This is a genomic window from Rhizomicrobium sp. (genome assembly GCA_037200985.1).
Lineage (GTDB): Bacteria > Pseudomonadota > Alphaproteobacteria > Micropepsales > Micropepsaceae > Rhizomicrobium.
Genome location: JBBCGJ010000001.1, coordinates 3,607,122 through 3,629,320, shown reverse-complemented (window position 1 = coordinate 3,629,320; position 22,199 = coordinate 3,607,122). Strand labels below are relative to the sequence as shown.

Here is a 22,199-nt window from a genome sequence, read left to right as displayed (position 1 = left end):
TTCTTCCATCATTTCGTCCGTCATTGCCGGCCTGCCCGGCAACCCAATTTCCTAGACGAAAATGGGTCGCCCGCATAAAGCGGGCGATGACGAAAAGGGGAACAATTTCCCCGGTGGAAGGCGACTTAACCGAGCGACGGTGCGTTCGCCGACGCCTGATCCACCAGGGCCTTGAAGGCACCGGGCTCGTGCGTGGCGAGATCGGAGAGGACCTTGCGGTCGATCTCGATGCCCGCCTTGGCGAGCCCGCTGATAAATCGGCTGTAGGTGATGCCGTAGAGGCGGCAGCCGGCGTTGATGCGCTGGATCCAGAGGGCGCGGAAATTGCGCTTCTTCTCCTTGCGGCCGATGTAATTGTGCTGCAGCGAGCGGTCGACCGCGGCATTGGCCGAGGTGATCGTGTTCTTGCGGCGGCCGTAGAAGCCCTTGGCGGCCTTGAAGACCTTCTTGCGGCGGGCGTGGCTGGGTACGGAACGGGGGGCGCGCGACATGGTTCAGATACCCCCGCCATACGGCATCCAGCGCTTGACGCGCTGGGTCTCGGATTCCGACAGCACCGCCGTGCCGCGCAAATTGCGCGTGCGGGCCGGCGAGTTGTTGATCAAGCGATGGCGCTTGCCGACCTGATGGGTCTTGATCTTGCCGTTCGCGGTGAATTTGAAGCGCTTTTTGGCGCCCGACTTGGTCTTCATCTTGGGCATTTCGCGTGTCTCCTTAAGGCCGTCGGCCCGGTTCGCTTTACGAGCCGCCTGGGCATGCCCTGCCCGGCCGCTCACGAAAGAGCCGGCGTCTTAAAGGGGAGTTCTGCGGATTGCAAGGCGGACGTCGCCAGGTTCGGGCCCGCGAGCCCCGGTCGCCACGGCAAGCAAGCTCCTGGCTTTACTCCATTATCCCGGCTTCCGGCCGGCGGCAGCCGCCTGCGGGAATGTGCGTCTGGCCTCGCGCGCGGAAAAAACGTCTTAATGGTCCGCAACGTCCGCAAGCGAACATGCCCCCACGCAAATTCCTTCATTGGTTGCGCCAGATCGACACTTGGCTGATCGCGCCCGCGGTCGTCGTCGTCGTGCTCGGCGAGCTGACGCACTCCGCCCTGGTCGACGAATTGGAGCACGACTTCTGGGATAAGTCGCTGCATTTCACGGCCTATTTCGGACTGGCGCTGATGACGACCATCGCGGTGCGTGCCGACCGCCGGGCGCTGTGGTGGGCCCTGGGACTGGTGGCGCTGGGCGGGGCGCTGGAGATCGTCCAGGGGCTGACCGGCCGCGACGCGGATATATTCGACGAGGTTGCCAATACGCTGGGAGCGGCCACCGGGCTCGGGCTGGGCTGGGCCGGCATCGCCCTGTTGCGGGCGCGAAGGGTCGTCGAAGACGAGACGCCCCCGTCGGACGGTTAGTCAACGCGAGACGTGAAGCGGCGCCAAAGGGCCGGTACAATCGACACCGACCCGATCGAACCGGAGGACCCCATGTTCAAGGAGTTCCGCACCTTCGTGATGCGCGGCAACGTGATCGACCTGGCGGTCGGCGTGATCGTCGGCGCGGCCTTCACCGGCATCGTCAACTCGCTGGTCAAGGACATCCTGATGCCGCCGGTCGGACTGCTTCTGGGCGGCATCGATTTTTCGAACTTCTTCATCGTGCTCAAGGGCAACCATGCGGTGGCGTCGATCAAGGCCGCGGCCGATGCCGGCACCGTGACGCTCAACTACGGATTGTTCGTGAACACGATCCTGAATTTCCTGATCGTCGCCTTCGTGCTGTTCCTGCTGCTGCGCCAGATCAACAAGCTGAAGGCGCCGCCACCGGAAACCTCGCCCGCCGAGCCGCCGGAAGACATCAAGCTGCTGCGCGAGATCCGCGACGCCCTGAAGGCGGACGCGAAATGAGGCGCATGATCGCTCTCGCGCTGGCGCTGGCGGCGTTCGCCGGCCCGGTCCTGGCCGACGATACGGCGGCGCTGCGCGGCGCGGCGGAGGGCTTCTACGGCGTCTATCAGACGTTCCATCCGTCCCACGGCATCCCGGACGCGGCGGGGCGGGCGCGCTATCGCCCTTTCCTGTCGCCGCGCCTCGATGCCCTGCTGGGCGACGCCGGCGACGCCGAAACCCGCTTTGCGGCCACCAACGAGGACGCCCCGCCCCTGGTCGAGGGCGACATTTTCAGCTCGCTGTTCGAGGGCGCGACGCAGGTCACGGTGGGCGCCTGCACCGCGACGGGGCCGACAGGACGCTGCACCGCCTCGCTGAGCTACGCCACGCCCGGGCAAAAGCCGACGCAATGGACCGACACGGTCTATCTGTCGAACACGCCGGAGGGCTGGCGGGTGGACGATATCGGCTATGGCGGGACCTGGGATTTCGGCAACAAGGGCCGCCTGAGCCAGACGCTGGGCCAGGTGCTCCATTTCCAGTAACCGGACGGGTCCCGCGCGCGAATTAAGGCGCGACGACAGGAGAGAACCATGACCATCAAGAAAACCGAACAGGAATGGCGCAGCGCGCTCAGCCCGGCGCAGTATCGCGTGCTGCGCGAGCACGGCACCGAGCCGGCCGGGTCCAGCCCCCTCAACCGCGAGAAGCGGGCGGGCGAATTCCTCTGTGCCGGGTGCGGCGCGGCGCTTTACGACTCCGCGACCAAGTATGAGAGCGGCTCGGGCTGGCCGAGCTTCTACCAGGCCAGGGACGGAGCGGTCGCGATCAACACGGATGTCAGCCACGGCATGGTGCGGGACGAGGTCCTTTGCGCCAATTGCGGCGGCCATCTCGGCCATGTCTTTCCCGACGGGCCGCGTCCGACGGGCCTGCGCTACTGCATGAACGGCGCGGCGCTGAAATTCGAGCCGAAATCCTGATGTTCGACGCCGACCGCCCGACCGGCACCAAGCCCGAAATCTACCGCCAGCTCGCGCTGATGGCCGAGGGCCTGTTCGCCGGCGAGCGCGACGGCATCGCCAATGCCGCCAATCTCGCGGGACTCCTTTATATGGGCCTCGCGGAGCTCAACTGGGCGGGATTCTATTTCCTGCGCAGCGCCGAAGGCGCGGCCCGAGAACAAGTCCTCGTGCTCGGCCCGTTCCAGGGCAAGCCGGCCTGCGTGCGGATCGAGCTCGGCCGGGGCGTCTGCGGCACCGCGGCGGCGCGGCGCGAGACGGTGGTGGTGCCCGACGTCGAAGCCTTTCCCGGCCACATCGCCTGCGACGCGGCCTCGCGGTCGGAGATCGTGTTGCCGCTGCTCAAGGACGGCCGCCTGATCGGCGTGCTCGACCTCGACAGTCCCGTCCCGGGACGGTTCGACGGCGAGGATGCGAAAGGGCTGGAAGCGCTCGCCGCCCTTTGGACGGCGGCGAGCGATCCGATCTGACGTCAGCCCTGGCCGGCGGCGTGGTTGGCGGCTTCCGCTTCCGCGGCCCGCAGCTCATCGCCTTCCGGCCCCTCCAGGGCTTCCTCGGCCGCCTTGCCCAGCGCCGGGATCTTCGTCTTGTTCGCCTTCACGAAGGCTTCCTCGCTCGTGCGGAAGCGCTTCGAGGCCTTGTAATTACCCTCACCATATTCGCCCTTCGGCGTGCGCTTGACGGCCTTCTTGGCCTTGGTCTTCGTCTTGACCGCGGCCTTTGCCTTGACCGCGACCTTCTTCTTCGGCGCCGTCTTCTTCTTGGGCGCGGCTTTGCGCGCGGCCTTAACGGCCTTGCGCTTCACCGGCGCCTTCTTCTTGGCAATCGTTTTCGTCGTCTTTGTCGCCTTCGTCGTCTTCCGCTTTTTCTTCTTCGCGGCCATGTCCATCTCCTTGTTCGCGCGACTTGAAGCCGGTGAACGGCCAGGCCGCGGGTTGGTTCAGCGAGCCGATGCCTTCGGCGCGGTGACGTGCAGTCCTGCAATCAACGCAAGGCCGGCGAACAACGATACTGTGCCCAGAAGAATCGCGCCATGCACGTCGTCGTCGGCGACGACGAAAGATGCCGCGAAGGGACCGAGCGCGCCGGCCAGCACCTGCGTGCTGCCGCCCAGCACGGCGGCGCGGCGCGAGGGATCGGCCTCGATGGTCATGGGCACGATGAAGGCGGCGACGACGATGCTGACGAAACCGCCCAGCGCGTTGGCGGCGATGAAGGCCCAGCCCGGCGCATGCAGCAGGAAGACGCCCCAATTGACGAGGAAGGCGATGCTGGAGCCGACGAACACGGTCAGCCAGCGGACATGGCCGGCCAGCACCGTCGAAAAGGCGCCGCCCGCGATCTGCGCCGCCAGCGAGGTCCATACCGCGGTGCGCGCCACGTCGGGGCCGAGACCGGCTTGCCGCGCGAACGGCTCGAGGTAGACGCCGACCGTGGCGGTGGCGCCGATATAGATCAGCGTGGCGAACAGGGCGAACCAGCCGCGCGGCGGCGGCGAGCCGCTCAGACTTTCGTCCGTCAGCAGGGGCGCGAAGCGGTCCGGCAGGAAGACGGCGGCGGCAATGCCGGCGACGCTGGCCAAGGCCAGGGCGGCGAAGCCGCCATCGGCACCGAAGGCCGGCAATATCCACACCGCGAAGAGAAGGGCCGCCACCATCTGGCCGGCGCAGAGCGCGGTGAAGTAGATGCCGGCCCAGCGCTCCGGCATCGCGGTGCGTGCGATCATGCTGGTCACGATCCACAGCAGGATGCCCTCCGCGACGCCGGCGAGGGCCCGGATCGCCATGATCGCCGTCCCGGCGGCGTGCAGCGTGGAAAAGTCGATCGCGGCCAGGGCGAGGGCGGCGCCCGCGCCGATAAGCTTCAAATGGCGCGGCGGCAGGACGATACCGGCGGCGAGCGTGGCGAGGCCCATCGCGAGGCCTTCGGCGGTGGCGGTCAGCCCGAAGCCCGCGGCTGAGAGCCGGTGCTCCTCCCCCAGCGCGCCGAGGAGCGCCGGCAGCACGCCGGCGAACAGCAGCGCGATCACCCCCAGCGCCAGCGCCGCGACCGCTTCGTTCAAGGGAAGGTCGGGTCCGACCGCATCATGGACCGCGGCGTGGCGATGCTCGTTCATGCCTCTTTATGCCGTGCGACCGCGAGACTGTCTCGCCTCACGTCGCGGCATGCATGCGCAGGCCGAGGATCGAGACCGGCCCGCGATCGACATCGTAGGCAGGGTCCGAAATCCACTGATAGTCGAGGCTGAGCGCCAGCCAGTCCGTCGCCGCGGCGCTGTAATAGGCCTCGAGGATATGCTCGTCGCCCGCGCGCGGCAGCGCACCGTCGCCGATCAGGATCCCCAGACCGCCGGCGGCGAAATAGGCGCGGGCCGCGCCGGAGATGGCGTTGTCGACGCCGGCAAGGCCCACCGTATCGTTCGGCCGGCCCCAGCCGCCGCCCTTGAGCGACAGGCCGGCCGCGACGGTGCGGTTGATCTCGGTGAACTCGAATGCTTCCTGGCTGCCGTCGTCGAAGCCGAAGCGCAGGAAGGCGGACCAGTCGCCACCCAACTGCTGCTCGGCGTTCAGGACGAAGCCGCCGCGGTCGGCGGGACGGCGCACCAGCGCGGTGTCGGGCGTGCTGTGGGTCGCCAGGCCGAGCGCGACGGCGTCGTTGTAGGACCCCATGCGGCCGCGATTGACCCAGCCGAGCAGCCTGACGATTCCGGGCGGCCCGAACAGGGAATGGCGCATCTCCAGTTCGGAGACGACCTCATATTGGCCGAAGCCGCGCACCAGTTCGGTCGTGTTGGGCACCCGCGACAGGTCGAACAGGCCGGCGCGCAGCGTCCACCAGTCCTGCGTCCATTCCGCAGCGATACCGTAGCTGTAGCCCCAGGCATCGGCCGCGTAGTCGAACGCGCCGGTATCGATCAGCGACCAGTTGAGGAAACCCGCTTTGGGATCGTGCGCCAGCGAATTGGCGTCGAAGATGTCCGTGACGGAGAGCTTGCCGGCGGTGAGGACGAGATTGTCGGCGGTGCGCGTGCCGCCGAGCTGGTTCGCGTCCGGCTCGATCGTCTGGCTGTCGCCGCCGAGGTCGAAGGTCTGACGGAAGAACAGCCGCTGGAGCCGGAAATAGGGCGTCTCCTTACCGACCTTATAGGCCTCGCCGCTGGGATAGCCGGCGACGCCGACTGTGTTGGACAGCCCGAAGCCCTGATCGATCTCCGGATTCACATAGGCCTCGCCGCCATCCCAGAGCCGCACGCCGGCGAAGGCCGTCAGGTCGAAGGTCTCGCGTCCGTTGGCGACGGGATCGAGACTGTTGGCGCCCTGGAAGGGGGAGCGGAAGGCGGGCTGGAACTGCCAGACGAAGGTCGCCTGCCCATGCAGCGACCAGGTCTCGGCGTCTTCGGCGCGGGCCGGCACGACAGCGAGAAGCGCCAGGAACAGGCCGGCGGAGAATCGACGTTTCATTGCTTCCCCCGAGCGCGTTCCGTCAACAAACCCTAACGGGGAAGATGGGTTCCTTCCATCACGGCCGCAAGACGGCGAGCAGGTCGTAGGCGCGATTGACCAGCACGGAGAAGTGGCCTTCGCCGGTATAGAAGGTCGCCGTCGCGTTCCGGATCCGCCGCGCCATCATGCGCGCCGGCCCGATGGGCATGATGCGGTCCTGATCGCCATGCCAGACGAAGATGCGCGGGCCGGAGAGCCGGGTAATGTCGAAGCCCCAGGGCCGCACCAGCCGCTCGATCTCGGCGCGGTTCCCGGCGCCGCTCTGCCGCGCGGTCTCCATCATGGTGCGGGCGAGGATGGCGCGCATCTCCGGCACCTGCATCAGCCGCTGATCCTCGCCGCCCAGCCATTGCGCGACGCGCAGCATGCGCTGGCGCACCGCGTCTTCGCGCGGCGGCCCGTCGGGGCGGAACTGCATCAGGCGGCGGCGCAGATATTTGGGATAGCGATGGGCAACCCACCAGGCGAGGCGCCGCACGCGCGGGCCGGTGCGGCGCGCGATCTCCGGCGGCGGCACGGCGCTGACCAGCGAGCAGGCGGTGACGCGATCGCCGAGCCGCTCGACGCAGGCCAGCGCATAGGGCCCGCCGGCCGACATGCCTTGGACCGCGAAACGGTCGATGCCGAACTGGTCGGCGGCCTCGGCGACATCGGCCGGCCAGTCGAGCAGGCGGTCGCCGTCCTTCGGGTCGGAATAGCCGACGCCCGGGCGGTCGAGCGCGATGACGCGCAGGCCCAGCCGGTTCGCCGCATCCTCCAGCATCAGGGCTTCGAGCCGCGAGGAGCCGTGGCCGTGGAAATGGAACACGACAGGGCCGCCGGCCTTGCCGACATCGAGATAGCCGAGCTTGCGCCCGTCCTTCAGCGTCAGCGTGGCATAGGGTTCGCCGGCTCCGAGCTCGCCCATCAGCCGACCTTGGTGTTGATCGTGGTACCGGCCTTGAGCGCCAGCGTCACCGGCGTGCGCTCCGCGATGTCGACCAGGCGGGCCCGCTGTTCGTCGTCGAGATCGCCTTCGATATGCAGGACACGTTCGACCCGGAACGCCTTGCCGTCGCGGTAATATTCGAGGTCGACGGCGAGACCGGTCAGCGTCCAACCTTTGTGCTCGGCATACATGCGCAGGGTGATCGCGGTGCAGGCGCCCAGACCCGCGAGCACGAAACCGAAGGGCGAAGGTCCCGCATCGGCGCCGCCGGCCGCGACCGACTCGTCGGCGACGAGCGCGTGATGGCCGACGCGGAGATCGGTGTGATAGCGCGCCTCCGCCAGCCTGGCGCCGGCGCGCGCGACCAGACGGGTTCCTTCTTGTGGCTCGCTCATCGCATCATTTCCATGTTCCCGATGCGCCAGGCGATGTCTTCGCCACGCCGCGCCGCCGTCAGCCCCAGGCGCCGATTATGCACCGCCAGGGCGCCTTCCCAAAGCGCGTTCCAGGCGGGAAACATCACCGTGCCCGCGGCGACGCCGTCCATCAGCCGCCAGCCGGATTGTTCGACGACGGCCGCATCGCCGTCGGGGTGGATTTCGACCCGCTCACCCTGCGCCGCGGCAAGGGAGGCCAGAAGCCGCGCGAAGCCCTGCGCGTCTCTGGCCTCGACTGCAAGCAGCGCCGCGATCTCGTCGTAATATTGCAGGCCGATGAGGCGGGCGGTGCGCCCGACCAGGGCGCGGGCTTCGTCGGCGCCGAACAGTTCCAGCATCGTCGGCAGCAGCGAGCGCACATATTCCATCGCATAGGAGCGTTCGACCTTGGCGAGACGCTCGGCTGGCCAATCGGCGGAGTCCAGTTTCGGGGCACGCGCCGGATCGAAGGGCGGTGCCTGTTCGTCGGATGCGAAGCGCACACGTTCGTCCGGCGCAAGGTCGCGGTCATATTCGCGGTAATAGCCTTCGAGGCCCGGATCGCCGTCGACGGTCTGGCCGGTGCAGACGAAGCCGAGCCGGGGATTTCCCAGCGTCACGCCGTTATGGCCGTGCCAGCCATGCAGCATCGCTTCGTTGACGGCGCGCGGGACGGCGCAGATCGCGGCGCCCGACCAGATCCAGCGCGGCGGCGGATAGCGCACCCAGGCCTTGCGGTCCGATTCGGGCATGTATTCGGTCTTCACCCCGCCCAGCGCGTTGGAGAAATAATGATACTGCGCGCAGGCCACCGCATCGGGGAGCTTGTCGAGCCCGAGCTTGGCCAGCCCGTCGCGGAATTTCTCCAGATGCTGGCGGCGGAAATGCGCGAACACGAAGCGGCGCGCGGCCTCGGCGTCCTTGTGCGCGACGAGCGTCAGGACCAGGCCCGTCATCAGCGCGTTATAGAGTCTGGATACCGCCTTATAGCCGGCCGGCGTCACGGCGCCGCTTCCGGCAGGACGGTGACATGGGCGATCACGATCGGCGTCACCGGCGCGGCGCCGGCGAAAGGCCCATGGTCGCCGAGCGGGACGGCGGCGATCTTGTCCGCCGTATCCATGCCCGTCACGACCTGGCCGAACACGGCATAGCCGGTGCCGCCGGTCGTGTCGTCCGCCTGACGGTCGAGCGCCGGATTGTCGGCGAGGTTGATGAAGAACTCCGCCGTGGCGCTGGCCGGCGCGTCGCCCCGCGCCATCGCCACCGTGCCGCGCAGATTGGGAAGCCCGGCTTCGAGCGGGATCGGCGCATGGACGGGCCGCGTCCGCAGATCGGGTTCCCAGCTTCCGGCCTGGATCACGAAGCCGGGCACGACGCGATAGACGATCGTGCCGTCGTAGTGGCCTTCCTTCGCATAGCGCAGGAAATTCGCCACGGTCGCCGGCGCGTGCGCCGCATCGAGCTGCAGCACGATATCGCCCATGTCGGTGGAGATCAGGACCTTCGGCCCGGCCGGCGCAGCGTTTGCGGGCGCATCGGGCGCGGGCGCGTCGGCGGCCGCGCGGGCGGCGACCATGACGAGGGCCGCGAAAATCAACCCGGCAATGCGCATGGCGTGCGGCCTTTGAAATTGCGCGCGGAATCTACCGGCGGCGGCGGGCCGGGCAAAGCTTATTCGGCGACCGCTTCGGCCGGCCGCCGCGCGGGCGCGGCACCGTTCGCGTCGTCGACAAGCATCTAGCGCGGCACTTCGCCGGCGACGGTCGTGCGATAGAGCTCGCGGCGGAAACCGTCATAGTCGTTGAAGGCCTGGTGGATGCAGATCCGGTTGTCCCACAGCGCGAAGGTCTTGGGCTCCCAGCGCAGCCGGCAGGTGAACGCGGGCTGAGTCATATGCGCGGCCAGGAAGCGCAGCAGCGCCTCGGCCTCGGGCTCCGTCAATCCCTCGATGCCGACGGCATAGGAGCCGTCGCAATAGAGCGATTTCTCGCCGCTGACGGGATGGGTGCGCACCAGGGGATGCATCGTGCCCTGCACCTTGCGCACGACATCGTCCGGCAGCGCGGCCGCGCCGCGGGTGGCCGCCAGCCTGCCGACCGCCGAGGCGTCGACCTTGCCGTAGGTCTGAGCCGATTCGAGCACGCGCCCCATCGACATGTGCACCCGCAAGGGCGCCAGCATGCGCTGCATCGTCGGGCTCAGCATCGCGTAGGCGAGCACGGCATTGGCCCAGATCGTGTCGCCGCCATAGGGCGGAATGTCGACGCCGTAGAGCATGCTGATCGCCGGCGGATTCTCCAGGAACGGCGAATCGGTGTGCCAGCCCGAGCCGAACACCATGCCGGTCCGCGCATCCGCCTCCTTGATCAGCGGCTGGACGTTCACATGGCCCGCGATGCCCTTGGTATAGGCGTCTTCCGCGAAAGGCCCGAAGCGCAGGCTGAACGATTCCTGGTCGGCATGGCCCATGTCCTGGTCGCGAAAATAGATCATCTTGTGGCGGAACAGGGCATCGCGGATCTCGGCGAACTGCGCGTCATTGAGCTTCGCGATCTGCACGCCGCGGATCTCCGCCCCCATCGCCGCCGCCAGCGGCCGCGCCTCGATATGGTCGTAGCGCCTGGCGTGGTTGTCGAACTTGCCGGTGGGGTGGACGATCATCGCTTGGCCTATCCGAACGCGCCCACACCATAGCAGCGCGGCCGCAAACCGCGAACGGGTTCCACCCGGACGCCGGCTTTCCTATGCCGTTCTTATGTGCGGCGCAGCGATTTCCGCTCGAAGCTTTATGGCGCCGGCCCCATAACCAGGCCGGCGACAGCTACATTTCCTACGCCGACGGCGATCCGCGGAAGCTCTACGCGTTCAGCGGTCAATATGCCTATGGCGACAGCCGCATCTGGGAGCTGCTGTTCTCCAAGCTCTGCGCGCTGCGCGCCCGCGGCAGGCGTTCCCTGCGCGTCCTGGACCTGGGATGCGGACCGGGCACCTGGCTGCGCCGCATCGCGACGCGCGCGCGGGCGATCGGCTTCGACGACATCGTCGCGCGCGGCTTCGACATCGCCGACGCCCAGGTCCGGCGGGCGCGGGAGCTGTCGGCCGATCTGGCCGGACTTCCGGGCGTCACACTGACATTCGAGGTCGGCGATATCGTCCGGCCGCTTCCCGAGGCCGACGCGAGCGTCGATATGGTTCTTTGCCTGTGCGGCGTCCTCAACCACCTGCCCGCCGCCGAACTGCCCCGCATCCTGTCGCAGATCGGGCGCGTGACGGCAGGATATTTCGTCAGCTCCGTTCGCGCCGCCGGCAGCACGCCCACCCTCTATGTCGATGCGATGGAGCATGCCTGCCGGTTCCGGCAGGATAACGCCGTCGACCGGCTGGACGTCGAGCTGGACGACGGGCGGCGCCTGTCGCTGCCCTCGCACCTGTTCCGCTCGGCCGAGCTGCGCGCCCTGGTGTCGCCCCATCTCGACATCGAGGATCTGTCGGGCCTGGATCTTTTCCATGGCCGGTTCGCGGACGATCCGCGCTGGAACGCGCCGGCCGGAAGCGACGGCGGATTCATCGACCACGCCACGCATCTTCTCCTGATCGCCCGGCGCCGGTCATGAGCGAGAGCGGCGAGACGGTCTTTCGGATTTTCCGCAACAGGATCGGGCGGTGGTGCGCCCGCCGGGCCGACGGGCTGGTGTCGGGGACGTTCTTCCAGCGCGACGCCGCACTCCGGTTCGCCCGCCGCGAATGCCGGGACGCCCGCGCGCTCAGGCTGACCTTCTCCGGACCGTTCGACGGCGATTGATCCTTGGGCCGCGGTGAAGCGTCCTGTCATCGGCCTTGGTCGAAGAACCTAGAGAAACCGCTTCTTGGCGACGGCTTTTCCGGAACCCGACTTGAAGTATCGCTCAAGACTGCGCGCGATGACCTCGGTTTCGACAGCCACGTAGGCACGCAATTTGACGGGTAGACTTGATTTGGTCGAATCCACGCGGCCTTGACCGTGAGACGCAACGCGCCGTCTCAGATCACCGGTCGATCCGACATAAAGGTCGCCATTTTCAAGTTGCAGAAAATGCACGTACCACATGTCTCCCTGCGCTCCTGTGGAGCTTCGGGAGACACCCTACGCCGAATGCAACGCCAGTGGCCTGCCACCCGAAGCCGCGGAGCGGCGTAGGGTGGCGCACCCGACAGGATTCGAACCTGTGACCTTCGCCTTCGGAGGGCGACACTCTATCCAGCTGAGCTACGGGTGCGTGCGACGGTCTCTATAGCTTAAGCGCCCCACCCGCCGCAAACCGGCCTCGTCACCGGACCAGATAGGGCAGAAAGATCATCAGGCCCAGCACGACGGCGCCGATCGCGGTGATCAGGACCGCGCCGGCGGCGATGTCCTTGGAGATCTTCACCGAAGCATGAAAGTCCGGCGAGACCACGTCGCACAGATGCTCGAACGCGGTGTTCATGCCCTCGGACACCCAGACCAGCACGATGGCGACGACCAGCCAGCGCCAGTCCTCGGCGCTGATGCGAAGCACCAGGCCGGCGGCGATGACGGCCAGCGTCGCGGCCAGATGGAGCCAGGCGTTGTGTTGGGTGCGCAGCATGACGGCGATGCCGGCCAGCGCGTGGCGCACGCTTTTCAGCCTTCCGGCGACGGTGAAATTCGGATTGACCTCGCTTGCGTCCGGCGCGGCCATCAGCCCAGCGCCCGGAGCGCGGCGGCGACGGCTTCGTCGGCATGGCCCCACACCAGGCGCTTCCATTCCGCCGTGTCGGGATAGAAGGCGTCGCGCAATTCGAGGCGGATGGTCTGCGCGTCCTTGTGCCTGAAGCGTCCGGGCGCGAAGCAGTGCAGCCAATTGTCCTTGCGCAGCGCATTGAACACCGCGCGGGTGTCGCGCGTGCCGACCTCCAGCGCGGCGAAGGTGAGCTCCACGGCCTTCAGCCATGTCGCCACCGCCTTGTCGATCGTGCCGGAGAGCGGCGCGGAGACCGATTCGCCCGCCTCGCTCGAGGCGACCTTGCCGCCCCACATCGCCCGGGCGCGCTGATAGGCGGCGCTTCCGGGCATGTCCTCGGTGATCATCTCGCCGGCGCCGAAGGCGCCCAGGCCGGTGTGGAAGTCGATCACCGTCAGTCTTTTCACATGCGCCAACGTCTCGACGAACACGTCTTTCAGCATCTTGATCGACCAGCTCTCGCGCGCGCCGCCGTAATAGACGCCGTCGGGATATTTGTACTGGCCCTTGGAGATCGCCTCCTGCAGCGCGAAGGCGCCGTGGTTTTTGAGGAATTCGACGAGCCTGGCATTGGCGCTCTTCATCGCGGCGGCGGAGATGTCGCGCGGCGAGATCGCGGCGGCGAGGCTGTCATAGGGCTCGTTGGCCGGCGGATGGGCGAAGTCGACGCAGTTGCGGTTGATGTCGGCATTGTCCTCGTTGACGCGGCGGTCCCAGGAGAAGCCATAAGGATTGAGTGCGTGCAGGAGAACGATCTTGGTGTCCTTCGGCGCGCGGCCCGCGAGGCCCTCGCGCATCAGCCCGGTCTGCACGCCGGAGCCGAAATAGCCCTCGACGCCATGCGTGGCGGAGATCAGCAGCAGCGCCCTGGTCGCCTCGCGCGGACCGATCACGGCGGTATCGAGGAACAAGGGCTTGCCGTCGCGGCCCGCCATCGCCGGGTGGACGCGGCTGACGACGTCGATGCCGGCCTGCTCGCAAGCCTGGATAAAAGCGTGACGGCCCTGGCGGTAATCGGCGGGAAAATGTTCGGAAGCATCGGTGGTCATCGCTATAGTCTAGCGTCAGTTTCGGATTTTTCGAATGTCGGTATTCGGACGGCTGGAGGAATTTCGCACGCGGCCGATCGGCGATCTGGCCGCGGCGCGGACGCGGAAGGCCGGATTCCGCGGCCATCCCATCGCGCGGTCGAACGTGCATTTTTCGGAAAGCCTGGCGGACGTCCGCGGCTTCGGCATTGCCGGCGAGAACTTCTACCATTCCGCCCGCAACCCGCCCTATTGGCGCCGGATCGCGGGCGCGGTGCCGGACCTTCTGGTCCGCCGGACGGTGGGCGAGAGACTGGCGCGCATCGATGCGCGGCTGGGCGCGGCGGGGCTCGAGCTTTTCCTGTTCGATGCCTGGCGGCCCAAGGCGGTGCAGGCCTATTTCCACGATGTGTGGATGCCGGCGGAACTCCGGCGGCGCGATCCGTCGCTCGGCGGCGCGGCGCTGACGCGGGAGGTCGAACGCTATTGGGCGGCGCCGAGCGGCGACGCGGCTTCGCCCGCGCCGCATGCGACGGGCGCCGCGGTCGATCTCACCATCCGCTGGAAAGGCGGCGAGGCGCTGTGGATGGGTTCGATCTTCGACGATGCTACCGCGCTGGCCCATCGCGACCGCTTTGAAAGCCTGCGCGACGATGCGATGTCGTTTTCCGACGAGGAGGCGCGCGCCAACCGGCGACTGCTGCATTGGGCGATGGCGGAAGAGGATTTCGCCGGCCATCCCGACGAATGGTGGCACTTCTCCTGGGGCGACCAGCTCTGGGCGAAGCTGAGCGGCGCGCCCGCCGCGCATTACGGGTTGGCGGTCCCGGATTGATTCACGCGGAGCCGCGGAGACCGTGGAGGAAACCTTGGCGCGCAACGCGCGCCGGCCCGCGCCTCAGCGTGATTCATTTGAGGATCGGCCGGAACGCGCCGTCCCAGGCTTCGCCGGGCGGGTTGTCCTGGAAATAGTCGATCCGCGCCAGATGCAGGTCGTAAAGCTTCTGGCTGGCGCCGGAGAGCTTCCTGCACTGTTCGATCAGCTCGCGCGCCTTGTCCCATTGCTGGGTGCGCAGCGACTGGAAGATGTGCTCGTGGAAGGTCAGCAGGGCACGGAATTTCGGGCTGGCGCGCATCACCGGACTGCCCAGCATGGCATAGAGCTTCATCGGCGCGTCATGCGCGCCGGCCGCGATGTAATCGACTTCCAGGAAGGCGAAGCCACGCTCTGCCGCCTTGCGCGTGTCCTCCGCGACGATCACGGCGGGTCCGTATTGCGCCGACAATTCCTGGATGCGCTCCGCCTCCACCGCGCAGTCGCCGGTGATCGAATAGGCGGTGCGGCCATGGGCGGAGAAGCCGCCGGCGATCGCCTGGCTGGTCGAGACGCCGATGCCGATCTCCACGGGCGTGAAGGCGACGCCGTCATTGCGCCGCTCATGGGTGATGACCTCGTTGCTCTTGGCGATGGCTTCCATCATCGCGTTCGCCGCCTCGCAGGCGTGGATCGCATGCTCCGGATCGTCCAGCGGCGCGTTCCAGAATGCGGAGAAGCCGTCGGCGGTCAGCCGGTCGATCGTGCCGCCGCGCGCCAGGGCGACGTCCATCAGCGGCACCAGCACGCGCTGCATCAGCCGGGTGAAGGCGGCCGGATCGTCCTTGAACGAGTCGGACAGCCCGCCGAATTCGCGCACGCCGCAATGCAGATAGGTGACGGTGCGGCTGGTGCCTTCGAGCCTGAGCAGTTCGGGGCGCCGCGCGATCTGCTCGATCACCGCGGGCGGCAGCGATTCGGCGAAGGCGCTGCGCACCCGGGCCCGCGCGCTGGCGACGCCGACGCCGCGCACGATGGTCGCCGTCGCGTAGGTCAGCGCCAGGGCAATCCCCGGTCCCAAGGCGTCGAACAAGGTACGGTCGGCCGAATAGAGCCGCCACGACACGAAAAACGCGCCCAGGATGCTGGCGGCGGTGAAAAGCCCCGACCAGGCGAGCCCGAACCGCGCGAACAGGATGATCGTCGCGAGGCCGAAGATGGCGAGGCAGACCAGCTCGGCCTCGATCGCCGAGGCCGGGCGGCGCAGCGGCGTGCCGGTCAGGATATTCTCCAACCCCTCGGCATAGACCGCGGCGATGCTGCGCAAGCCGCCGGGCGTCGGCAGGCTGTCGCCCGGCGGCGCGAGGATGACGATGGCATGCGCGAGCCGGCCTTGCGCCAGCGTGCCGCTGTCCAGCGTCGCCGCCGAAATCTTGCGGGCCGGATTTTCGCCGGAATAGGCGATCCAGATCGATCCGTCGGGCGCGGTCGCCACGTCGCCATTGGGCGTCTCCACCCCCGCGACGCCGGGCTGGGAGCCGAACAACCCGCTGTCGCCGTCATCGCTGCGGAAGGAGAGGTACTTCTTGTTCTGGACGACGCGCAGGATCTCCGCCGTCAGCGCCGGCACCGCCACGCCGTTCAGGCGGAACACCAGCGGCAGGCGCCGCATCGTGCCGTCGGCATCGAGGTCCAGGTTCAGCGCGCCGTCGCCCTGGCTGGCATGCTCGATCTCCTGGATCGCGCCGGCCGCCGCGGGGAAGTCCGGCGCACGGCCGAACGGATTCTTGGAACCGATGAAGCGCAGGGTCGCGTTGAACTTCGGCGCGCGCGCGCCCGGCGCGTCCTGCAGCGCCAGGCCGGTCACGGTTGGAAGGCCGTCCATCGCCTGGACCAGCGCGGCGTCGGGCGACGCCATCTGGCCGAGGGCCGTGCGCAAGGCATCGTTCTGCGTCCCCGGCGGCACCAGCGCGACGAGGTTCTTCGGGGAAGCGGGGTCGGGCGCGTCCAGCGGGAAGGCGAGCACCGCCATGGCTGCGCCTTGCGCCTTCAGATCGCCCACCAGCCTGGCGAGCACGCCATGCGGCCAGGGCCATTTGCCGAAGCGCTTCAGGCTGGGCGCGTCGGCCTCCAGCGTGCGCACCGCGAAGCCGGCGCGCGGCAGCGTGTCCTGATAGGCCCGCGGCTGGGCCCGCTGATAGGAATCGAACAGCACGCCGCGCAGCCGCGAGGCGGCCGCGCCGGCATCGCTGCCGAGCAGGAACAGCGCCGCGGCAAGCACGAGGCCGGGAAGCGCCCAGATGGCGAGCGGTCTGCCCTGAAAAATCATTCCGGACCTTGGGTATGGCGAAGACGAATCCTAACACGTGTCATCGCGGAAGATTTGGCCGCCCGCAACAGACCGCGTGCCGGTCGCGCAACCGGCGCGATCCCGCAGGCCGGATTTGCCCGGTTTTCGCGCCCGACCGACCCGGCGCCGGCGATTTTCGAGATCACCAACAGTGCAAGACTTGGCATAAGTGCCTGTTATTGCTTTGGTTATAATATCCATTGAATTTCTTGACGGCACCGTCATTTTTACTTGCTCTAGTGGCACAGCGGCGTATCCTTCGCCCAAGAGCAATAACCCAGCGTGGATGAGGGAGAGCGGAACATGGACAATATCACCAAGGACCCGGCCTATAACGCGGTCGATCCCAACGATTTTCCGGCGATGCTGGACACCAAGCGCTATGGCGAGCGCTCCACCGCCTTCGACAAGATCATCAGCGCGACCCACGACCATTTCTGGGACCCGCTGGACAAGAAGTATATCGACTTCTCCCAGCCCTTCGACATGACGAAGGACTATCTCGTCAATCCGCAATTGAACGGCGATCTCAAGACCGCGATCGGCGACAAGCTCGACGAAGGCCAGAAGATCAAGCTCGCCAATCTCGACACGCTGTGGTCGCTGTCCTCGATCCTGCACGGCGAACAGGGCGCGCTGTCGCTCTCGGCCTCGCTCTGCCACATCCTGCGCGATCCGGGCGCCCAGGAATACGCCGCCAACCAGACGCGCGAAGAGGCGCGTCACGTCACCGCGTTCTCGAAATACATCCAGGCGCGCTGGGGCGCGCCATGCCAGGTCGGGCCCGCACTCGGCAACCTGCTCAACGACATGGTGTCCTCGCCGCTGGTGTGGAAGAAGATCGTCGGCATGCAGATGCTGGTCGAGGGCCTCGCGATGGGCGCCTTCGCCACCTTCTTCAAGGAAGCGCGCGATCCGCTCATGCGCCATCTGATGCAGATGGTGATGACCGACGAGGCGTTCCATCACAAGTTCGGCAAGATCTGGGCCGACCGCACCATCCCGCATCTGTCCAAGTCCGAGCACGAGCTGATCGAGGACTGGGCGGCGCAGGTGTTCCAGGTGCTGCTGTACAATCTGGGCTCGCCCGACCAGAAGGCGTGGATCTATCGCGAGGTCGGCCTCGACCCCGAATGGTGCCAGCAGGCCTTCATGGAGGCGATCACCGACGCGGCGATCCGCGAGGAGATGCAGGACGCCACCAACATCTTCCGTGTGCTGATCAAGACGCTGCTCAAGGCGGGCATCATCACCGAGCGCACCAAGCCCATCTATGCCGCCTATATCGACATGGCCGAACTCTATGCCGAAGGCGACCGCATGGTCGGCGACGACATCGCGGAGGAAGGCATCAAGTACCTGCTCCAGCTCAACGGCGGCACCAAGCTGGGCGCGTCCCTGCTCGCCGCGGAATAAGCGCCGCACAGCGAAGCCCGATCGTTCGATAAGGGAAAAGGGCGGCTTGCGGCCGCCCTTTTTCTTGCGCGCCCGTTCGGCCTGCGCCTACCTTCGCGCGCGCATTGGAAAGCTTCGCCATGAAAGCCGCCGTCTTCCACGCCCTGCACCAGCCGCTCGCGGTCGAGAGCGTCGCCGATCCGCGCCCCGCGGCAGACGAAGTGCTGATCCGCGTCGGACGTTGCGGGATCTGCGGCAGCGATCTGCACATGACCGAGGAACCCGCCTTCGGCATCGCGGCCGGCACGGTGCTCGGCCATGAATTCGCCGGCGAGATTCTCGAGACCGGCAAGGAGGTTGAAGGCTTGCGCAAGGGCGACCGCGTCGCGGTGGCGCCGCTGCGCGGCTGCGGGCATTGCGCAAGCTGCCTCGCGGGCGAGACGGCCTGGTGCAACAAATTCATGCTTCAAGGCGGCGGCTATGCCGAGCTGGCGGTCGCCGGCGCCGGACAGTGCCGCGTCCTGCCGAGCACGACCTCGCTGGCAGACGGCGCGCTGGTCGAGCCCTTGGCGGTGGCGCTGCACGGCGTGGCGCTGTCGGGGCTGACGCCCGGCGCCCGCGTGCTGGTGATGGGTGCGGGACCGATCGGGCTCGGCGTCGCCTTCTGGGCGCGCCGGCTCGGCGCCGCCAAGGTCGCGGTGTGCGATCTCAACGACCTGCAAACCGATCTCGCCCACACGCTGGGTGCAACCTCTTTCGTGACGGTGAAGGACGATGCGGCGGCGCGGGTGAAGGCGGCGCTGGGCGCAGCGCCGGACATCGTGTTCGAATGCGTCGGACGGCCGGGCGCTATCGCCCAGGCGCTCGACTATCTGCGGCCGCGCGGCACCATCGTGATGATGGGCCTGTGCACGGCGCTGGACAGCTTCGTGCCCTTCGCCGCGGTGTCCAAGGAGGCCCGCATCCTGACTTCCGCCTTCTTCACCATGGGCGAATACCAGGCGGCGCTGGACATGCTGGACGGCGGCCAAGCGCCGCCGCATGCGATGATCAGCGACACGGTCGCGCTCGCGGATATGCCCAAGGCCTTCGAGGGGCTGAAGAAACGCACCACCCAGTGCAAGGTGATGGTGGAACCGCGCTGAGCGGGATTTTCTTTGATGAAATACTTTCCAGACTGTCATTCCCGCGAAAGCGGGAATCCAGGTTTGGCCACCTCGCCCAGTCGCTGGATGCCCGCCTTCGCGGGCATGACAGTGTTGTTTTGTCAGGCGCGATTGAACCTTAAAGTCGTCGCAAGAATCGGGTCGCAATCGGGCGGCAGCGGGGCCATCTTCCGCTCATGAACAACGTGATCTCCTTCGACGAGAACGACGCGAATTGGCGCCGCATGGGCCGCGCCATCCGGTTCCTCGCCGCCAACTATCTCGATCATCCGTCGCTGGAGGACGCCGCCGGCGCGGTCGGCCTGTCGCCATTCCATTTCCAGCGGCTGTTCACCCGCTATGTCGGAGTCAGCCCGAAGACCTTCGTCGGCCACCTCACCCTCGGCCACGCGAAGGGCAATCTGGCCGACGGCAAGAGCCTGCTCGACGCCGCACTCGACGCCGGCCTCTCGGGTCCGTCGCGGCTGCACGACCTCTGCCTGAAGATCGAGGCGATGACACCGGGCGAATATGCCAGGGGCGGCGACGGGCTGGTCATCGACTATGGCTTTCAATCCTGTCCGTTCGGCGTGGCGCTGGTCATGGCGACGGCGAAGGGCCTTTGCGGCCTGGCCTTCGGCGACGAGGGCGAGGAAGCGGCGATGCTCGCCGACATGCAGGCGCGCTGGCCGCGCGCGGCCTATGCGAAGGCGCCGGAGCGCACGGCCAAATACGCGGCCGAAATCTTCGGGGTGAAAAACCGGAGCGATCTGCGCCTGCATCTGCTGGGCACGCCCTGGCAGATCAAGGTGTGGGAGGCGCTGCTCGCGATCCCCGAAGGCCGGATGTCGACCTATGGCGCCGTCGCCGCGCATGTCGGCAAGAGCACCGCGTCGCGCGCGGTCGGCGCGGCGGTCGGGCGCAATCCGATCTCCTGGATCATTCCCTGCCACCGGGTGCTGGGCAGCACCGGCGCGCTGACCGGCTATCACTGGGGCATGGCGCGCAAGCGCGCCATGCTCGCGGTCGAGGCGGCACGCCAGTCTAAGCGTCAGTCAGCGGCAAGCACGTCCGCCATCGCATAGAGGCCGGGCTTCCTGCCCTGGCCCCAGCGGACCGCAGCGATCGCGCCGGGCGCGAACATGGCGCGGTCCTCGGCGATATGGCCGAGCACGAGACGCTCGCTGGGACCGGCCAGGATCACCTGGTGCTCGCCGATCACCGTGCCGCCGCGCAGGCTGGCGAAGCCGATGACGCCGTCTTGGCGCGCGCCGGTCTGGCCGTCGCGCCCGCGCGCCGAATTCTCCTTGAGCGCGATGCCCCGCGCCCGTGCCGCCGCCTCGCCCAGCATCAGCGCGGTGCCGCTCGGCGCGTCGACTTTGCGGCGATGATGCATCTCGACGATCTCGACGTCGTAGGTCGGCAACGCCTTCGCGGCCTCCGCGACCAGCTTGGCGAGAAGATTGACGCCGAGACTCATATTGCCCGACTTGACGATCACCGCATGGCGCGCGGCGGCGCGGATCTTCGCGTCGTCTTCCGCCGAACATCCCGTCGTGCCGATCACATGGACGATGCGCGCCTGCGCCGACAGCGCCGCCAGCTCCACCGACACGCGCGGAATCGTGAAGTCGATCAGCGCCTGGGCCTTGGCCAGCAAGGGCAGCGGATCGTCGCTCAAGGGGATGCCGAGCGGCTTCAGGCCCGCCTGGACCCCGGCGTCCTGGCCGAGGTCGGGATGGCCGGCCGCTTCCAGCGCGCCGATCACGGTCATGCCCGGCGCGTCGGAGACGGCACGCAGAACCTGATGGCCCATGCGGCCGCCGGCCCCGGCAATGACGACAGCGATATCGCTCATGACCCCACCCTAACCTAGCCCGCGATATGGCCGAAATGCTCGACCAGGGACGCCGCGACCGCCTGGCCGAACCACGGCACAGTCAGGATCAGGGCCGACGCCACGACCCGCACCGCCGTGGTCTGGTCGAACGGCCATTCGGGCGCGTCGGAGATGCGCTTTTCATACGCCAGGAGCCCGTGCAGCTTGGCGGAGGCGAAGGCGTCTTCGTGCAGGGTCTCGCGCAAGGCGTCGATCCGGCAGCGGATGCGTTCGAGCTCGGCCTGCTTGGCGGCGACGATCTGGCGGTGGATGCGGCTCACGACGTTCACGAACATGCCCAGACCCATCGCGGCGCAGGCGGCGGTCAGCAGGATCGTCAGCCAGTTCAGATCGCCGCCGACGAAGAACAGGCAGCCCACGGCGGAGATCACGAACCAGATCAGCGCCGTGCGCGCCGCCGAGCGGCCGAGCACCGAGAGCTGGTCGATGCGCAAGAGGTCGATCCTCAGTTCGGCGTCGAGCGTGCGGGCATAGCCGCGATTGCCGGCGCGGGTCTGTTCGACGCCGCGGGTGAACATCACGATCATGAAGGTCGTCACGACGGCGAACCACGCCGTCGTCGGATTCGCGATGAAGCGGCCCTCGTCGAACTCGCTGAACCGGATGAGGGCGCTAACGCCCAGGCCGATCGCGATGCCGATCGCCGTGGCGCGTCCGAAGCGCGCCTCGCGCGGCGCGACCGAGGTGACGTCCCGCGCGCTCGCCAGGCCGCCGGTCAGAATCCTGGCATAGTCGGCGGCATCCCTGGCTTCCGACAGCCGGGCGATGCGCTGCGCGGCGAGCGCCGTGGCGCTCAGCAGCGACAGCACGAAAGCAGGCCAGGCGGGACCGGAAAATACGATCTGTCCGGCCCCGCCACGGATCGCGGCGTCGCCTTCGGCCGCGGCAAGCAGCAGGAAGCTTCCGAACAACAGGACGAAGACGGCGCAGGCCGTGCCGAAAGTGCCGAAGGGCGAACGCACGAACAGGAGCTGCTCGAACGGCAGGGCCGGCGCGGCGGGCGCTTTCGATAGGACGGCGGGAGCGTCGCTCATGCGCCAAGGATTGCGCCGGGGGTGCGGGCTTGTCGAGTGCGGCCCC

At 67.7% G+C, this 22,199-nt stretch carries 27 protein-coding genes and 1 tRNA gene; 11 read left to right on the top strand and 17 right to left on the bottom strand.

The features are described 5' to 3' along the window. Positions 1-125: 125 nt before the first annotated feature. Together rplT and rpmI are read right to left on the bottom strand one after the other, a co-directional pair. Positions 126-491, bottom strand: coding sequence for a 50S ribosomal protein L20 (gene rplT / locus WDN01_17910; GenBank protein MEJ0027904.1), 366 nt, complete (start codon positions 489-491; stop codon positions 126-128). A gap of 3 nt (positions 492-494) precedes the next feature. Then, positions 495-701 carry a 50S ribosomal protein L35 gene (rpmI, locus tag WDN01_17905; protein MEJ0027903.1) on the bottom strand — a complete coding sequence of 69 codons (207 nt, stop codon included), beginning with the start codon at positions 699-701 and terminating at the stop codon, positions 495-497. A gap of 287 nt (positions 702-988) precedes the next feature. Here rpmI and WDN01_17900 point away from each other — a divergent pair, with 287 nt between their 5' ends. From WDN01_17900 to WDN01_17880, 5 genes are all read left to right on the top strand, one after another. Next, the gene (locus WDN01_17900) at positions 989-1,399 is read left to right on the top strand and encodes a VanZ family protein (GenBank protein MEJ0027902.1); all 411 of its coding nucleotides are present in this window, start codon (positions 989-991) and stop codon (positions 1,397-1,399) included. 72 nt (positions 1,400-1,471) lie between these two features. Next, the gene (gene mscL / locus WDN01_17895; GenBank protein MEJ0027901.1) at positions 1,472-1,891 is read left to right on the top strand and encodes a large conductance mechanosensitive channel protein MscL; all 420 of its coding nucleotides are present in this window, start codon (positions 1,472-1,474) and stop codon (positions 1,889-1,891) included. A gap of 5 nt (positions 1,892-1,896) precedes the next feature. Then, positions 1,897-2,418: a hypothetical protein gene (locus WDN01_17890; protein MEJ0027900.1), complete on the top strand. Its 522-nt coding sequence runs from the start codon at positions 1,897-1,899 to the stop codon at positions 2,416-2,418. A gap of 48 nt (positions 2,419-2,466) precedes the next feature. After that, positions 2,467-2,856, top strand: a complete 390-nt coding sequence (gene msrB / locus WDN01_17885; protein ID MEJ0027899.1) for a peptide-methionine (R)-S-oxide reductase MsrB — start codon at positions 2,467-2,469, stop codon at positions 2,854-2,856. Continuing rightward, a complete protein-coding gene (locus WDN01_17880) occupies positions 2,856-3,365 on the top strand; it encodes a GAF domain-containing protein (GenBank protein MEJ0027898.1) in 510 nt (169 codons plus the stop codon). Before msrB ends, WDN01_17880 begins: the two co-directional genes overlap by 1 nt. A gap of 2 nt (positions 3,366-3,367) precedes the next feature. On the opposite strand, the gene WDN01_17875 is transcribed toward WDN01_17880, so the two are convergent. The 8 genes from WDN01_17875 to WDN01_17840 all read right to left on the bottom strand — a co-directional run bounded on the left by WDN01_17875 (position 3,368) and on the right by WDN01_17840 (position 10,406). Continuing rightward, entirely contained in the window at positions 3,368-3,778 is a 411-nt protein-coding gene (locus WDN01_17875; GenBank protein MEJ0027897.1) for a hypothetical protein, read from the bottom strand. Positions 3,779-3,835: 57 nt separating this feature from the next. Continuing rightward, entirely contained in the window at positions 3,836-5,011 is a 1,176-nt protein-coding gene (locus WDN01_17870; protein MEJ0027896.1) for a hypothetical protein, read from the bottom strand. Positions 5,012-5,048: 37 nt separating this feature from the next. Further along, entirely contained in the window at positions 5,049-6,356 is a 1,308-nt protein-coding gene (locus WDN01_17865) for a carbohydrate porin (GenBank protein ID MEJ0027895.1), read from the bottom strand. Positions 6,357-6,414: 58 nt separating this feature from the next. Then, on the bottom strand, positions 6,415-7,305 hold the full coding sequence (locus tag WDN01_17860; protein MEJ0027894.1) for an alpha/beta hydrolase: 891 nt from the start codon (positions 7,303-7,305) through the stop codon (positions 6,415-6,417). After that, positions 7,305-7,721 (bottom strand): OsmC family protein, encoded by a 417-nt coding sequence (locus tag WDN01_17855; GenBank protein ID MEJ0027893.1) that lies wholly within the window; start codon positions 7,719-7,721, stop codon positions 7,305-7,307. The genes WDN01_17860 and WDN01_17855 overlap by 1 nt, the downstream gene beginning before the upstream one ends. Further along, positions 7,718-8,746 carry a hypothetical protein gene (locus WDN01_17850; protein MEJ0027892.1) on the bottom strand — a complete coding sequence of 343 codons (1,029 nt, stop codon included), beginning with the start codon at positions 8,744-8,746 and terminating at the stop codon, positions 7,718-7,720. The genes WDN01_17855 and WDN01_17850 overlap by 4 nt, the downstream gene beginning before the upstream one ends. Further along, entirely contained in the window at positions 8,743-9,357 is a 615-nt protein-coding gene (locus WDN01_17845; GenBank protein MEJ0027891.1) for a peptidylprolyl isomerase, read from the bottom strand. The genes WDN01_17850 and WDN01_17845 overlap by 4 nt, the downstream gene beginning before the upstream one ends. Before the next feature lie 125 nt (positions 9,358-9,482). Continuing rightward, positions 9,483-10,406 carry a TauD/TfdA family dioxygenase gene (locus WDN01_17840; protein ID MEJ0027890.1) on the bottom strand — a complete coding sequence of 308 codons (924 nt, stop codon included), beginning with the start codon at positions 10,404-10,406 and terminating at the stop codon, positions 9,483-9,485. A gap of 83 nt (positions 10,407-10,489) precedes the next feature. Here WDN01_17840 and WDN01_17835 point away from each other — a divergent pair, with 83 nt between their 5' ends. Both WDN01_17835 and WDN01_17830 read left to right on the top strand, forming a co-directional pair. After that, positions 10,490-11,359, top strand: coding sequence for a class I SAM-dependent methyltransferase (locus tag WDN01_17835; protein MEJ0027889.1), 870 nt, complete (start codon positions 10,490-10,492; stop codon positions 11,357-11,359). After that, entirely contained in the window at positions 11,356-11,547 is a 192-nt protein-coding gene (locus WDN01_17830) for a hypothetical protein (GenBank protein MEJ0027888.1), read from the top strand. Before WDN01_17835 ends, WDN01_17830 begins: the two co-directional genes overlap by 4 nt. Positions 11,548-11,595: 48 nt before the next feature. Here WDN01_17830 and WDN01_17825 read toward each other — a convergent pair whose 3' ends face one another. The 4 genes from WDN01_17825 to WDN01_17810 all read right to left on the bottom strand — a co-directional run bounded on the left by WDN01_17825 (position 11,596) and on the right by WDN01_17810 (position 13,536). Then, the gene (locus WDN01_17825; protein ID MEJ0027887.1) at positions 11,596-11,832 is read right to left on the bottom strand and encodes a GIY-YIG nuclease family protein; all 237 of its coding nucleotides are present in this window, start codon (positions 11,830-11,832) and stop codon (positions 11,596-11,598) included. A 92-nt stretch (positions 11,833-11,924) separates the two neighbouring features. Further along, positions 11,925-12,001: transfer RNA gene (locus tag WDN01_17820), tRNA-Arg, on the bottom strand. Positions 12,002-12,052: 51 nt separating this feature from the next. Further along, on the bottom strand, positions 12,053-12,445 hold the full coding sequence (locus tag WDN01_17815) for a diacylglycerol kinase family protein (protein ID MEJ0027886.1): 393 nt from the start codon (positions 12,443-12,445) through the stop codon (positions 12,053-12,055). Then, positions 12,445-13,536 (bottom strand): DUF2817 domain-containing protein, encoded by a 1,092-nt coding sequence (locus WDN01_17810; GenBank protein ID MEJ0027885.1) that lies wholly within the window; start codon positions 13,534-13,536, stop codon positions 12,445-12,447. Before WDN01_17810 ends, WDN01_17815 begins: the two co-directional genes overlap by 1 nt. Positions 13,537-13,570: 34 nt before the next feature. On the opposite strand from WDN01_17810, the gene WDN01_17805 reads away from it, so the two are divergent. After that, positions 13,571-14,350 (top strand): M15 family metallopeptidase, encoded by a 780-nt coding sequence (locus WDN01_17805; GenBank protein MEJ0027884.1) that lies wholly within the window; start codon positions 13,571-13,573, stop codon positions 14,348-14,350. Positions 14,351-14,423: 73 nt separating this feature from the next. Here WDN01_17805 and WDN01_17800 read toward each other — a convergent pair whose 3' ends face one another. Next, a complete protein-coding gene (locus tag WDN01_17800) occupies positions 14,424-16,658 on the bottom strand; it encodes an adenylate/guanylate cyclase domain-containing protein (GenBank protein MEJ0027883.1) in 2,235 nt (744 codons plus the stop codon). 324 nt (positions 16,659-16,982) lie between these two features. Between WDN01_17800 and WDN01_17795 the strand changes: the two genes are divergently transcribed. From WDN01_17795 to WDN01_17785, 3 genes are all read left to right on the top strand, one after another. After that, entirely contained in the window at positions 16,983-18,095 is a 1,113-nt protein-coding gene (locus WDN01_17795) for a ferritin-like domain-containing protein (protein ID MEJ0027882.1), read from the top strand. A gap of 119 nt (positions 18,096-18,214) precedes the next feature. Continuing rightward, positions 18,215-19,219, top strand: coding sequence for an alcohol dehydrogenase catalytic domain-containing protein (locus WDN01_17790; protein MEJ0027881.1), 1,005 nt, complete (start codon positions 18,215-18,217; stop codon positions 19,217-19,219). A 197-nt stretch (positions 19,220-19,416) separates the two neighbouring features. Continuing rightward, the gene (locus WDN01_17785) at positions 19,417-20,304 is read left to right on the top strand and encodes a methylated-DNA--[protein]-cysteine S-methyltransferase (protein ID MEJ0027880.1); all 888 of its coding nucleotides are present in this window, start codon (positions 19,417-19,419) and stop codon (positions 20,302-20,304) included. Here the strand turns inward: WDN01_17785 and dapB are convergent. Next, positions 20,271-21,077, bottom strand: coding sequence for a 4-hydroxy-tetrahydrodipicolinate reductase (gene dapB / locus WDN01_17780; protein MEJ0027879.1), 807 nt, complete (start codon positions 21,075-21,077; stop codon positions 20,271-20,273). The two genes, WDN01_17785 and dapB, sit on opposite strands and share 34 nt — an antisense overlap. A gap of 14 nt (positions 21,078-21,091) precedes the next feature. Further along, positions 21,092-22,153: a hypothetical protein gene (locus WDN01_17775; protein MEJ0027878.1), complete on the bottom strand. Its 1,062-nt coding sequence runs from the start codon at positions 22,151-22,153 to the stop codon at positions 21,092-21,094. Positions 22,154-22,199: the final 46 nt, after the last annotated feature.

Coding starts and splice junctions, on each gene's coding strand:
- WDN01_17840 (MEJ0027890.1), bottom strand. CDS start 10,406: ATGATCGTCCACCCCACCGGCAAGTTCGACAACCACGCCAGGCGCTAC.
- dapB (MEJ0027879.1), bottom strand. CDS start 21,077: ATGAGCGATATCGCTGTCGTCATTGCCGGGGCCGGCGGCCGCATGGGC.
- WDN01_17800 (MEJ0027883.1), bottom strand. CDS start 16,658: ATGATTTTTCAGGGCAGACCGCTCGCCATCTGGGCGCTTCCCGGCCTC.
- WDN01_17785 (MEJ0027880.1), top strand. CDS start 19,417: ATGAACAACGTGATCTCCTTCGACGAGAACGACGCGAATTGGCGCCGC.
- WDN01_17810 (MEJ0027885.1), bottom strand. CDS start 13,536: ATGACCACCGATGCTTCCGAACATTTTCCCGCCGATTACCGCCAGGGC.
- WDN01_17875 (MEJ0027897.1), bottom strand. CDS start 3,778: ATGGCCGCGAAGAAGAAAAAGCGGAAGACGACGAAGGCGACAAAGACG.
- WDN01_17775 (MEJ0027878.1), bottom strand. CDS start 22,153: ATGAGCGACGCTCCCGCCGTCCTATCGAAAGCGCCCGCCGCGCCGGCC.
- WDN01_17865 (MEJ0027895.1), bottom strand. CDS start 6,356: ATGAAACGTCGATTCTCCGCCGGCCTGTTCCTGGCGCTTCTCGCTGTC.
- mscL (MEJ0027901.1), top strand. CDS start 1,472: ATGTTCAAGGAGTTCCGCACCTTCGTGATGCGCGGCAACGTGATCGAC.
- WDN01_17790 (MEJ0027881.1), top strand. CDS start 18,215: ATGAAAGCCGCCGTCTTCCACGCCCTGCACCAGCCGCTCGCGGTCGAG.
- WDN01_17805 (MEJ0027884.1), top strand. CDS start 13,571: ATGTCGGTATTCGGACGGCTGGAGGAATTTCGCACGCGGCCGATCGGC.
- WDN01_17890 (MEJ0027900.1), top strand. CDS start 1,897: ATGATCGCTCTCGCGCTGGCGCTGGCGGCGTTCGCCGGCCCGGTCCTG.
- rplT (MEJ0027904.1), bottom strand. CDS start 491: ATGTCGCGCGCCCCCCGTTCCGTACCCAGCCACGCCCGCCGCAAGAAG.
- rpmI (MEJ0027903.1), bottom strand. CDS start 701: ATGCCCAAGATGAAGACCAAGTCGGGCGCCAAAAAGCGCTTCAAATTC.
- WDN01_17830 (MEJ0027888.1), top strand. CDS start 11,356: ATGAGCGAGAGCGGCGAGACGGTCTTTCGGATTTTCCGCAACAGGATC.
- WDN01_17795 (MEJ0027882.1), top strand. CDS start 16,983: ATGGACAATATCACCAAGGACCCGGCCTATAACGCGGTCGATCCCAAC.
- WDN01_17825 (MEJ0027887.1), bottom strand. CDS start 11,832: ATGTGGTACGTGCATTTTCTGCAACTTGAAAATGGCGACCTTTATGTC.
- WDN01_17900 (MEJ0027902.1), top strand. CDS start 989: ATGCCCCCACGCAAATTCCTTCATTGGTTGCGCCAGATCGACACTTGG.
- WDN01_17880 (MEJ0027898.1), top strand. CDS start 2,856: ATGTTCGACGCCGACCGCCCGACCGGCACCAAGCCCGAAATCTACCGC.
- WDN01_17860 (MEJ0027894.1), bottom strand. CDS start 7,305: ATGGGCGAGCTCGGAGCCGGCGAACCCTATGCCACGCTGACGCTGAAG.
- WDN01_17870 (MEJ0027896.1), bottom strand. CDS start 5,011: ATGAACGAGCATCGCCACGCCGCGGTCCATGATGCGGTCGGACCCGAC.
- WDN01_17835 (MEJ0027889.1), top strand. CDS start 10,490: ATGCCGTTCTTATGTGCGGCGCAGCGATTTCCGCTCGAAGCTTTATGG.
- WDN01_17855 (MEJ0027893.1), bottom strand. CDS start 7,721: ATGAGCGAGCCACAAGAAGGAACCCGTCTGGTCGCGCGCGCCGGCGCC.
- WDN01_17815 (MEJ0027886.1), bottom strand. CDS start 12,445: ATGGCCGCGCCGGACGCAAGCGAGGTCAATCCGAATTTCACCGTCGCC.
- msrB (MEJ0027899.1), top strand. CDS start 2,467: ATGACCATCAAGAAAACCGAACAGGAATGGCGCAGCGCGCTCAGCCCG.
- WDN01_17845 (MEJ0027891.1), bottom strand. CDS start 9,357: ATGCGCATTGCCGGGTTGATTTTCGCGGCCCTCGTCATGGTCGCCGCC.